Origin of the sequence: Nesterenkonia muleiensis, assembly GCF_003600155.1 — a bacterium.
GTDB lineage: Bacteria > Actinomycetota > Actinomycetes > Actinomycetales > Micrococcaceae > Nesterenkonia > Nesterenkonia muleiensis.
In genome coordinates this window covers 311,839-323,263 of sequence record NZ_QWLD01000016.1, presented here as the reverse complement: position 1 = coordinate 323,263, position 11,425 = coordinate 311,839, and the positions used below count along the sequence as shown (strand labels likewise).

12 protein-coding genes are annotated in these 11,425 nt (G+C 62.4%); 5 read left to right on the top strand and 7 right to left on the bottom strand.

Annotated elements, in window-relative coordinates:
• Positions 1–616: transglycosylase family protein (locus DVO78_RS06495; protein ID WP_157983895.1), on the top strand; the 616-nt coding region annotated here is incomplete at its 5' end.
• Here DVO78_RS06495 and hisD read toward each other — a convergent pair.
• On the bottom strand, positions 613–1,920 hold the full coding sequence (hisD, locus tag DVO78_RS06490) for a histidinol dehydrogenase (protein WP_120004013.1): 1,308 nt from the start codon (positions 1,918–1,920) through the stop codon (positions 613–615). The two genes, DVO78_RS06495 and hisD, sit on opposite strands and share 4 nt — an antisense overlap.
• A gap of 101 nt (positions 1,921–2,021) precedes the next feature.
• Between hisD and DVO78_RS06485 the strand changes: the two genes are divergently transcribed.
• Complete coding sequence (locus DVO78_RS06485; RefSeq protein WP_120003984.1) at positions 2,022–3,428, top strand: mechanosensitive ion channel family protein; 1,407 nt, start codon at positions 2,022–2,024, stop codon at positions 3,426–3,428.
• Between the two features lie 159 nt (positions 3,429–3,587).
• Complete coding sequence (locus DVO78_RS06480) at positions 3,588–4,313, top strand: AMIN-like domain-containing (lipo)protein (protein ID WP_120003983.1); 726 nt, start codon at positions 3,588–3,590, stop codon at positions 4,311–4,313.
• Positions 4,314–4,356: 43 nt separating this feature from the next.
• Here DVO78_RS06480 and DVO78_RS06475 read toward each other — a convergent pair whose 3' ends face one another.
• Positions 4,357–5,172, bottom strand: a complete 816-nt coding sequence (locus DVO78_RS06475; RefSeq protein ID WP_120003982.1) for an SDR family NAD(P)-dependent oxidoreductase — start codon at positions 5,170–5,172, stop codon at positions 4,357–4,359.
• Positions 5,173–5,261: 89 nt separating this feature from the next.
• On the opposite strand from DVO78_RS06475, the gene DVO78_RS06470 reads away from it, so the two are divergent.
• A complete protein-coding gene (locus DVO78_RS06470; protein WP_120003981.1) occupies positions 5,262–5,684 on the top strand; it encodes a hypothetical protein in 423 nt (140 codons plus the stop codon).
• Here DVO78_RS06470 and DVO78_RS06465 read toward each other — a convergent pair.
• A complete protein-coding gene (locus DVO78_RS06465) occupies positions 5,668–6,447 on the bottom strand; it encodes an MBL fold metallo-hydrolase (protein WP_120003980.1) in 780 nt (259 codons plus the stop codon). The genes DVO78_RS06470 and DVO78_RS06465 overlap by 17 nt on opposite strands.
• 75 nt (positions 6,448–6,522) lie before the next feature.
• Between DVO78_RS06465 and DVO78_RS06460 the strand changes: the two genes are divergently transcribed.
• Positions 6,523–7,647 (top strand): glutathione S-transferase family protein, encoded by a 1,125-nt coding sequence (locus tag DVO78_RS06460; RefSeq protein WP_120003979.1) that lies wholly within the window; start codon positions 6,523–6,525, stop codon positions 7,645–7,647.
• A gap of 2 nt (positions 7,648–7,649) precedes the next feature.
• Here the strand turns inward: DVO78_RS06460 and DVO78_RS06455 are convergent, their stop codons facing one another.
• From DVO78_RS06455 to DVO78_RS06440, 4 genes are all read right to left on the bottom strand, one after another.
• The gene (locus DVO78_RS06455; RefSeq protein WP_157983894.1) at positions 7,650–8,588 is read right to left on the bottom strand and encodes a ribokinase; all 939 of its coding nucleotides are present in this window, start codon (positions 8,586–8,588) and stop codon (positions 7,650–7,652) included.
• 62 nt (positions 8,589–8,650) lie between these two features.
• Positions 8,651–9,658, bottom strand: coding sequence for a nucleoside hydrolase (locus tag DVO78_RS06450; RefSeq protein WP_120003977.1), 1,008 nt, complete (start codon positions 9,656–9,658; stop codon positions 8,651–8,653).
• Positions 9,655–10,509: a carbohydrate ABC transporter permease gene (locus tag DVO78_RS06445; RefSeq protein ID WP_120003976.1), complete on the bottom strand. Its 855-nt coding sequence runs from the start codon at positions 10,507–10,509 to the stop codon at positions 9,655–9,657. Before DVO78_RS06445 ends, DVO78_RS06450 begins: the two co-directional genes overlap by 4 nt.
• 2 nt (positions 10,510–10,511) lie before the next feature.
• The gene (locus DVO78_RS06440) at positions 10,512–11,300 is read right to left on the bottom strand and encodes a carbohydrate ABC transporter permease (protein WP_202912104.1); all 789 of its coding nucleotides are present in this window, start codon (positions 11,298–11,300) and stop codon (positions 10,512–10,514) included.
• Positions 11,301–11,425: the final 125 nt, after the last annotated feature.

The following is an 11,425-nucleotide window of genomic DNA, read 5'->3' as shown; positions in this document are numbered from 1 at the left end:
GTCCTCGGGCTCATCGTCATCCGGCTCAGGCGGGTCGTCCTCCGGGTCGAGCTCCTCGGGCTCATCCGGCCGCAGCGGGCCCAGCACCGGTCAGCACCGGCAGAGCTCCCACGGCCCCTACAGCTCGGCCTGGGACCGACTTGCCCAGTGCGAGTCCGGCGGAAACTGGTCCATCAACACCGGAAACGGCTATTACGGGGGGCTGCAGTTCTCCGCGTCCTCCTGGCGCTGGGTCGGCGGCAGCGGTCTGCCGCATCAGGCGTCCAAGCAGGAGCAGATCCAGCGTGCCTACCAGCTGTGGCAGCGTCAGGGCTGGGGAGCATGGCCCTCCTGCTCACAGCAGCTGGGCCTGACCGGAGATCCAGGCGGTTGGGGCGATGACTACTTCGATGCCCACAGCGGCACTCAGACCAGCTCGTCGACCACCTCCACAGGGCAGTGGCGGGCCACCTACTCGGTGCCCCTGCGTGAGGAGCCCGGCTCAGGCTCTGACAAGCTGGCACAGATCCCCCGCGGAGCGGTGCTGAGCACCGGCGAGCGCACAGGGGCATGGATCCAGGTGGAGTACGACGGCGCCCTCGGCTGGGTCAACACCGCATACGTCACCGCTGCTTAGGGGAACCGGGCCCGCACCGCATCGCCGTGGGCGGGCAGGTCCTCGGCGGCGGCCAGCGCCTCCACATGGGCGGCCACCTGGGCGAGTCCCTGCTGCCCGTAGCGGATCACCTGCTGGGAGCGCAGAAAACTGGTCACATTCAGCCCCGAGGAATATCTTGAGGCGCCGCCGGTGGGCAGCACGTGGTTGGAACCGGCGCAGTAGTCGCCCAAGGAGACGGGCGTATAGGGGCCGATGAACACCGCCCCGGCATTGTGGATGCGTTCGGCCACTGCGTCGTCGTCACCTGTCATGATCTCCAGGTGCTCAGCGCCGTAGGCGTTGGCCACCTCCACCGCAGCATCCAGCGACTCCACCACCAGCGCGGCCGACTGGCGTCCGCCCAGAGACTGCTTGACCCGGTCCAGATGGCGGGTCGCAGCCGCCTGCTCCTGCACCTGAGCGATCACCCGGTCGGCCAGCTCGGGCGAGTCGGTGACCAGGACAGCGCTGGCCAGCTCGTCGTGCTCAGCCTGGGAGACCAGGTCTGCCGCAATGAGGTCTGCCGGTGCGGTGTGGTCGGCCAGCACCATGATCTCGGTGGGGCCGGCCTCAGCATCGATCCCCACCACACCTTGGACCGCCCGCTTCGCGGTGGCCACATAGATGTTTCCCGGCCCGGTGATCAGCGAGACCGGTGGGACAGCGACACCGCCACCTGCCTCCAGCGCGCCGTAGGCGAACATGCCGACCGCCTGGGCGCCGCCGACAGCATAGACCTCATCCACCTCCAGAAGGTGGGCCGCTGCCAGAATGGTCGGATGCGGCCAGCCGCCGAAGTCCTTCTGCGGGGGCGAGGCGATCGCCAGCTGCGGGACCCCTGCCACCTGGGCGGGCACCACATTCATCACCACCGATGAGGGGTAGACCGCCTGACCGCCAGGCACATAGAGCCCCACCCGCTGAATCGGCACCCAGCGGTTGGTCACCTGGGCATCCGGACCGGGGGAGACCATCGAACCAGGCGGAAACTGAGCAGTATGCACATCGCGGGCGCGCATGATCAGCGCCTCCAGGGCTTCGCGAACTGCCGGGTCCAGCCCAGCCAAGGCCTGGGCCAGCACCTCAGCGGGAACGCGCAACGAGGCCGGCCGCACCCCGTCGAAGCGTTCTGAGAGTTCCAGCAGCGCTTCCGCGCCGCCGGTGCGGACCTGCTCCAGAATGGGGGTCACAGTGTCCACGGTCGCTGAAATGTCCTGGTCCGCCCGCGGCAGGGCGTGGGCCACATCCACGTCGCGGCCACGCAGATCAGTAAGAGTAAGCATGACTTCCATTGTTCCCTGCCTGCCGTCCTTCTGGTGACACATGACGAAGCTCGCATGTCCCAAGGCTGGTCGAGGGCCGGCCCCGCGTGCCACAATCGGCCATGATGAGCTACTTCGCGCAAGCGCCGGTACTGGGTGCCGATCCTGAGCCTGCTTCCGACGGCGCCACCGGCGACCCCGCTGAGGGCATCACCACTGAGGTCGAGGACCACATCCCTGAGCAGTTCGAGGAGATGATCGCCGAGGCCGGTCCCCTGATGGGCGTTCTGCTCGGTGTGGGCATCTCCGCGGCCTTCGCGCTGGTGGCCACCGTGGTCTTCGCCACGGTCCTCAAGCAGATATTCCGCCGCAAGCCAACCGTCAGACGCGCTGTGGACCGGACCCGCACAGCGATGTTCGGCATTCTGCTGTTCACCGGCACGGCGCTGACCGTCCGTTACGCCGTGGACGCCAACCTCTGGTGGCGGGGTCCGCTGTTCGTGCTGCTGAACATTGCAGTGATCATCACCGTGGCCTGGTGGGCCCTGCGGCTGGTGAAGATCGTGGAGGCGGTGATCCTTGCCAAGTACATCGGCGAGGACGAGCCAGGGATCGAGGATCGGCGGGGCCGCCGGGTGCGGACTCAGGTCACCCTCATCGGCCGCATCCTGGCAGCGGTCATCATCACTCTCGCGGTGGCCGCGGTGCTGCTGCTCAACGAGAACGTCCGCGGTCTTGGTGCGGGGCTGCTGGCCTCAGCCGGTGTGGTCTCAGTGGTCGCAGGCCTGGCCATGCAGTCAACCTTGGCCAACCTGTTCGCGGGGATCCAGCTGGCCTTCACCGACTCCATCCGGGTCGGAGACGTGGTGGTCATCGAGGAGAACTTCGGCACCGTCGAGGAGATCACGCTCTCGACGGTGGTGGTCAAGTCCTGGGACGGCCGCCGGTTCATCTACCCCAGCGCCCACTTTGTGGCCACACCCTTCGAGAACTGGACCAGAGTCGGCACCGAGCTGCTCGGCACCGTGGAGCTGGACGTCGATTGGAGGGTCCCCACGGATAGTCTCCGCGGCCGTCTGAAACGACTGCTGGCCACCACCGACCTCTGGGACGGCCAGACCTCAAGCCTGCAGGTCACCGAGGCCGTGGGTGGCCACGTCCAGGCGCGAGTGGTGGTCTCTGCCCGCAACTCCGGTGAGCTCTGGGACCTGCGTTGCCTGATTCGGGAGGATCTGGTCAACTATCTGCGCACCGAACATCCCTATGCCGTGATGACCCAGCGGATGATGATCACCAGTCAGGAGGCACTCGGCGGCCGACCCGAGCCGGTGGCCACCGGTCAGTTCGGCAGCGTGCCGCAGGACAGCGACGCCGCCCCCTCGGGGGAGCCGCAGTCCCCGGCGACGCACATACCGGTGGAGGAGGGCCTGTTCACCGGTTCGATCGCCGCAGTGGAGCGGAACCGGGACTTCTCCGGTCCAGGAGAAGAGGCCTACCGTGAGCGCCAAGACCGGCGGACCGACACATAACAGCCTTGCAACGCTTCGGTCTCAATGCGGCCACAGAGTCAGGTGGAGCTGTCGTTCCCCGGGCCATTCCGCATACGGTGAGGAGGAAGAATGCCCGCCAGCCCGTTCAGTGCCAACACATTCGGTACCAACAAACCTGTCCAGTGAGGTGAGCCGCTCGTGAACGATGGTCTGCGCGGTGCTGCCCCCTGGGTCATGGTCTCTGCTGCCTTGGCGGCGAGTCTGGTGCTCTCGGGCTGCGGCGATGATCTCGGTGCCCCAGACTCGGAGGCCCAAGACTCAGCCGCCCAGGAGACTCCGCCGCTGGATGAGCCCACTGATGAGCCGGCAACCCAGGCCGAGCCGGCAGAGAGCCCGACTGAGGAGGCCGAGAGCACCCCGGCCGGCACCAGCGAGGACAGCGAGGTGCTGGATGTCTCCGAGTTCACCGCAGAGTCCCAGGAGTCCAGCGGATTCCCCGATCTGCTGACCGAGGTGCCCGAAGAAGCCGACATGCTGCTCAGTGAGGTTCGGGTCGGCATTCACGAGGGCTACCACCGGATCGTTTTCGACCACTCCGGGGCAGGAGCACCAGGGTGGGTCGCTGAATACGTCGACGAAGCGGTGGAACCAGGGTCGGGCCTGACCATCGATATGGACTCCGAGACCATCCTGTACCTGGGAGTGGTCGGTCTGGAGCCCGGCAACGCAGGTCAGGAGGATGGACAGCTGGAGGTGGTCGGCTGGACAGATCCCCAGGACACGGTCTTCGAGGAGGTGGCCACCACCTTCGTCCACCACGGCTCGGCCAGCTACTACATTGGGCTGGACCAGGAGAGAGAGTTCCGGATCTCAGTCTGGGAGCATCCCAACGGCCCCCGACTGATCATCGATGTGCTGGTGTGAGGTGCTCGCACCTGAAGTCGGCGTGGCACTTCCGTTCCACGCCTCACGAAGTGCTCTCCCCGGCGTCGTCGGCGTCTTCTTCGCTCTGGCCGGGGATGCCCAGCCGCTTATCCGCCGCCCAGTGAATCACTGAACCGGGGATGAACTTCAACGAGGCTGTCAGCGCGCGGTACTGGGCAGAGGGTACGCAGACCGCAGCGCCCTGGGCATTGGCCGCCAGTCCCTGGCGCACCACATCCTCAGGGTCCAGCCACATCCACTTCTTGGACCCGCTGATGGTGATGCCGGAGCGTTCGTGGAACTCAGTGCGCACCAGCCCCGGGCACAGGGCGGTGACGGTGATGCCCTCCGGCTTCAGCTGGGCGTGCAGCGCCTTGGAGAAGTTCACCGCCCAGGCCTTCGCCGCGGAATAGGTGCCGGTCGCGGTGAAGCCTGCTACCGAGGAGACGTTGATGATCCGCCCAGCCCGCTGGGCCGCCATTGCACGGGCAGCAGTGTGGCTCAGTTCAAGCGGGGTCTGCACATGCAGGCGCAGCAGGTCCAGCTGATCCTCCAGCTCGTTCTCCAGGAAGCTGCCGGCCAGGCCGTGCCCGGCGTTGTTGACCAGCAGGTGCACCGGGTGAGAGGCATCGGCCAGCCGCTCCTGCACCGCACCCACCCCGTCATCGGTGGTGAGATCTGCGACGATCGTCTCGGCACGCACCCCGTATTGGGCTTCCAGCGACTCGGCCTGTGACTCCAGCCGCTCTTCGGTGCGGGCTGCCAGCACAAGGTCATAGCCCTGTGCCGCCAGCTGGCGGGCGAAGGCTGCCCCGAGACCTGCGGTGGAACCGGTGATGACTGCGGTGTGCGTTCCCATAGGAATATCGTAGAACCCAGAAGCAACCGCCCGGGACAAAAACATACAGCCCAGGTTCAGGGTGATGTGCCAAGCAGTGAGGAGACAGCATGCGGTGGAGCAGACGGGGCGAATGGGGACCGGAGATTTTCGGCGGTCCCAGCCTGCGAGCTGATCAGTGGGCCCCGTTGGAGGCGCAGATCGTCAGCTCGGACCTCGATGCCGTGGAGCGCATCCTCGACGAGCTCACCGGGTTCATGGACTATTTCCGCGAAGACCTTGAGGGCTCGCCCCTCACCGGAGTCACCGACGGGCAGCTGGCAGTGACCCACATTGCCGGGACCGACAGCTTCGGCCGCCGGATGCTGCGGGTGAGGTTCTTCGCCTCCGGGCCGGTCGGTCAGGCGTCGCCGAATGCCTTTGAACGGCTGGCCAAGGCTGCCGGATCACTGGTCGATGAGCTCAACGCGGAGGGAGTCGAGATCCAGCAGATCCGCTGGACAGAGCAGGCCTATCTCAAGAGGCCCTTCTGAGGTGCTCCAACTGCGCGCCGGCGATCTTACTGATCACCCTGGGGTGTACCGCGGGGTTCTCGCCGTAGAGCAGCCGTCCGAGCTCCTCGGCGGTCAGCTCCCCGTATTCGTCCCGCAGCGCCCGAACCTCGTCCAGCCGTTCCCTGCGGTGCTGGATGTACTGGTCGATCACCGGTCCCATGCGCTCGTGGGCCGGCCCGTGGGCCGGTAGCAGCGCGGCGTCGTCGTACCTGCTCAGCGTGTCCAAGGTGGTCAGGTAGTCGCTCAGAGTGCCGTCAGGGTAGTCGAGCATCGTGGTGCCCCGGCCCAGCACCGTGTCCCCGGTGAGCATCGCCCGGGGCTCCGGCAGCCAGAAGCACACCGAGTCCGAGGTGTGCCCAGGGGTGTGCAGGACTGTGATCTCGGTGCCGCCGGCGCTGACGGTCTCCTGATTCGCCAGCGGCAGAACGGTCCCCTCACCACCGGGAAGGCAGACCTCAGGGTCCAGGCCGCGGACCTCGGCCCCGGTCATCGCAGAGAGCAGCTTGGCCGCACCCAGATGGTCGCTGTGCCGGTGGGTGATGAGGATCTGCGTCACTGTGCGTGAGCCCGCGGCGGCCATGAGGGCGCGGACATGCTCGGTATGCCCCTCTGGGCCGGGATCGACGACGACGACGTCCTGGGCAGAAGGCTCGCCGATGAGATAGGTGTTGGTGCCCTCCAGCGTCATCGGTGAAGGGTTCTGGCAGGTCAGCAGCTGCACAGTGCTCGGTAGCGACATCATGGCTCCTAGCCTACGTGGGGGCTTCCGGCATAGGCTGTGGATGACGTGGCCCCGGATGGAGAGAAAGAGCTGAGAATGAGTGAACCGACGACCGCTGATGGCTCCGAGCGCTCCACTCAGGGGGCCTATGTGACCGGAGGGGAGTTCACCCGGGACACCAACTACATCGAAGACCGGGTGGTCGCCGATGTCGAGGCGGTCACCGCAGCACCGGCTGAGGAGCCTTCCACCATCGGTGATCCGCGAATCACGGGGCTGACCGAGGGGGCCCAGGCCTGGCCGATGGAGCCGGGACGGTACCGCCTGGTGGCCGCGCGGGCCTGTCCGTGGGCGCACCGGGCGATCATCATCCGGCGGCTGCTGGGGCTTGAGGACGCGATCTCACTGGCCACCCCAGGCCCGGTGCACGATGCCCGCTCCTGGACCTTCGACCTCACCGAAGAGGGGTGGGACCCGGTGCTGGGAACGGCGCGGCTGCAGGAGAACTACTTCGCCCGCTTCCCCGACTATCCCCGAGGGATCACCGTGCCAGCGCTGGTGGACGTGCCCACCGGTGAGGTGGTGACCAACAACTACCCGCAGCTGACCTTCGACTTCTCCACCCAGTGGCGCGGCCACCACCGCAAAGGGGCACCAGATCTGGTGCCGCAGGAGCTGGTCGATGACATGCTGCCGGTGATCAAGCGGATCTTCACCGAGATCAACAACGGGGTCTACCGTGCCGGTTTCGCTGGTTCGCAGGAAGCCTATGAAGAGGCTTACGGGCGGCTTTTCGCTGCCATGGACTGGGCAGAGGAGCGGCTGTCCAAGCGTCGTTATCTGATGGGCGAGCACGTCACTGAGGCTGATGTCCGGCTCTTCACCACCCTGGTGCGGTTCGACCCGGTCTATCACGGGCATTTCAAGTGCAACCGGCAGAGGCTCGCTGAGTTCCCCCACCTCTGGGCCTACGCCCGTGACCTGTTCCAGACCCCCGGGTTCGGCGACACGGTGGACTTCGACCAGATTAAGGAGCACTACTACGTAGTGCATGAGGATGTGAACCCCACCCAGATTGTGCCCAAGGGACCGGATCTGGAGTGCTGGCTGGCCCCGCACGGGCGGGATGTGCTGGGCGGATCGCCCTTCGGCGAGGGCACAGCCCCGGGGCCTGTCTCTCCGGAGGAGCGGCCGCCGGGTGCGAATCCGCTGTACAAGTAATCTCAGACCATTTGTTGGGTGGCGGAGAAGCAGTGTCTCGACAGTGCACGCTGAACTGCCGGGTAATCCGGCATAGCTTCCTGCGCACCTTCCCCGAGAACGGATAATGAAGCGGCATGAACAGCGAATTCTACGCTGTCGAGAAGCGATCGATTTGAGCTAAGTGCCACAGCTAGCGCTCCGCAGAATGTGTCGCCTGCTCCCACAGTGTCTACAGGGGTAACTTTCGGGGCGGGAACATGTCTGATGAGAGTCCCGCTCCGCACGAGTGCTCCTTCGCTACCTAAGGTTGCAATAGCTGCACCTCCCACTTTCGGGAGTTCCTCAAGTGCATGCCGAGCTTCGGAAAGAGCCGAAACAGGAATCTTCCGGCCCGCAAGCTGAGAGAGTTCGGCTTCATTGAGGACAAGGACATCAACCAGATCCAGCAAGGTGTCTGTTTGAGGTAAGAATGGAGCGGGGTTGTAGATCGTTATTGCATCAGGGGATTTCCGTAACGTTGATTCAACAACTGCCCAGGGCACTTCGTTCTGCACCAGAAGCAGTCCTTTAACATCATACGGGATATGATCCGGGACGAGCCCACCATTTGCGCCCGGCGTTAGAACAATGGCGTTTTCTCCCCCGTCCTCCACAAGGATGACAGCGACACCTGTCAGCTGTTCAGGTAGAACGACGGCGTGATCAACAGCAACGCCTTGATCCCTTAGTTTGGACAGAACGTCTTTTCCATCGTGGCCAACGGCTCCAATCCATTCCACGGTCCCGCCGAGTTTGGCTGCGGCGACGGCCTGATTGGCGCCTTTCCCTCCGATCCTTTCGTAAGTTTCTTTGCCGCTCAGGGTTTCCCCTCTGTGAGGGAGTCGAGGAACACGAAGAGTAAGGTCGCGGTTGATAGAGCCGACAACGGTAATAGCCCGGGGGGTCGAAACTGTGGCCAATGCAGGTCCTTTTGAGTGAGTCATGAATCAGAATCGGGGAGATGATGACAGAAGTGGTGCGGTCAGTTGGTAACGCTACGAGTTAGGTATTCTTGCAACAGTCGTACCAGCCGCTCATTGTCGACTTCTCGGGCTACTTCAACTTCAGGGGAGCTGGGCAAATCGATGCCTGCCGCGAGTCTGACGTCCTCGCTTCTCCAAAAGAGAGGACGACTCCGCGCCAAACCGTGGAGTTGGACGTCGACGGAGCCCCGCTCAGAAGTAATCAGATCGGGCTCAATCAACAGAGCGGCAGCCAGAGGGTCATGAAGACGACACCCGACTGTGCCTCGCTCAGCCTCGCAATAGGTGATCCATGGTGCGGTTGTCACCGCCAGATATTCTGCGAGGGGGGTAGTTGCAGACCTGAGTGCTTCAAGGTCTTCGTGCAGAAGAGTGGTCTTAATCGTGACATCCAGCGGTACCAGAGTAATGTCAGCACCGCTGGACATCACCAGACGAGCAGCCTCTGGGTCGATGCCAAAATTAAGCTCTTGCAAATAACCGGATACGTGGAATGCCCCGCCCATGATGACCAATTTGCGCACATCATGTGCGAATCCCGGGTGAAGCTGTATGGCATGGGCGATATTTGTCAGTGGGCCGATGGCTACGACTGCTATCTCGCCAGGTTTAGCAGCTACACGACGAGCAAGTTCTGCTCCGGCGGTGTAACTGAATTCTGGGTTAAACGTATCTGGAGGTGTGACATCCTCCCAAAGCTCCTGAGAAGACGAATTGTCACGTTTACTATCACGCCGAGTTACCCATGGCGCATCAGGTTCGATAAGTGCTGTGGCTGCGCCAGGGTAAACAGGAACATCTGCTCCCACAGTATTGAGCATACTCCTCGCAACGTTGTAGCCCACATCGCGATGTGTATTCCCGGAGACGATCGTGATTGCCTCGAGATGAATATTCGGGGCTGTGAGTAGTAGACCGAGAGCGAGTCCGTCATCTATGTCAGTGGCGGGCACTCCGTTTCCCGGGTCGCAGTCGAGGATGACACGCTGTCTGGTAATTTCTTTCATTCTTTACTCCCTGAGTTGGCGTTGGAACCGGAGAAGTGGCGTTGGAAAAAGAGGACTAGCAAGAGAGGGATGGCAGCTGTGAGAATTGCCGCGGCGAACATCTGGCCGTAGTTGACCCCAGTCTCTTGAGCGAAGTCAGCAATTGCTACAGGTGCAAGTCGGACATCCGGCGCTGGTGCGATGAGGAGGGGCCAGAGAAAGGACTGCCATTGGAAGACAAACAAGATCAGACCTGCTCCGATCATCGGTCCTTTGGACAGGGGCAAGTAAATCCGCCAAAAAATTCCAAACCATCCCAGACCGTCCATGCGTGCTGCTTCTGCTAGGGAGGAGGGCACTCCCATAAAGAACTGACGAAGCAGAAAGATCGCCAGTCCGTTCCCTAACGCGGGCAGGATTAATCCGGTGTACGTGTTGGCTAGTCCAAGATCTCGGAATGTAGTGGAAAGGGGAATCGCGATAGCTTCGAAAGGAACTAAGAAGCAGATCACTAAGAACGCAAAAATAAATGATCGTCCCGGAAAATCCATGCATGCCAGCGCGAACGCTGCCAGTGACGCCAATGCGAGTCCCACTACAACGCTGACAGCAGTCACAAAGACTGAGTTCCACAGCGCCATGCCGAAAGGCCCCGTGAGCACTGTAGTAAAGTTATCGAACGTAATTCGACTAGGAATAAATGTTTCCCAGGAGATTGGGTAGAGGAACCGGAAGATGTCCTCTCCTGGCCGAAGCGATGAAATTAAAGCCCAGACTAGCGGTGCGATTGAGAGCAAGGCGATCGGAACGGCTAGAAAAAGGGCGCGGCGTCCTGTTCGTCTGCTCCGTTCATTCAGAGTTTCGGATGCCATATTTAGTCCTTTCCAGGCATGAGACGGAACTGAACGGCGACCACGGCAATGACAACTACAATCAAGACAAGGGTGGCGGCCGACGCTGCTCCGGTGTCCCCGAGGGTGTAGGCCCGTTCAGTGATGTTGTACATAATCAGGTCTGTACTGCCTTCAGGGCCACCGCGAGTCAGGATTCGAACTGGGGCGAAGATCAAGAAGTTAGACACTGTGTCTGCTACAAGGACAAAAAGCAGTGGACGTCGAAGCCCGGGCACTGTGATATGCCAAAACTGTCTCCAAGCTCCGGCTCCGTCAATAGAGGACGCTTCGTAGAGTGAGTTTGGAATCTCACGGATTCCAGCTACGAGAAAAGTCATCCAGTACCCGACCCCTACCCATGAACACACGACAATGATTGACCAGAGGGCCCAACCCGGTTCTGTCAGCCAAGGGATGGAGGGAAGGCCCAGTGCTCGGGTTATACCATTGAGTGGCCCGTCAGGCCGGAACAGCACTAACCAGATGATGGCCGAGACCACTTGGGGAACTGCTACGGGTAGCAAAATGAGCGTGCGCCATAGGCCCACCATGGGAATATGTTTAGTGAGGAGAACCGCCAATCCTAGGGCGAGGGCGATCTGGAGTGGGTTGATAATGATTGAGAAAATCAGCGTGATCCATAAGCTGTTCCAGAAAGCAGGGTCAGAAAAAATAAATGAGAAGTTTGACCAGATTCCCCGGGTGGAGCCGAACGCTAACGCATCAGAGAAAGCCGCGACCATTGGGGCAAAACGCAAAAGAATGAGCAAAATTACCGAAGGTAGCAGGAATATTCCTGCCCACATCAAGGTATTAGCGCGTTGCGCGCCGAACCTAGGTTTGCGGCGTGTGGGGGGCGGGGATCCGGAGACTGTCTCAGCTTGTATGGTAGTCA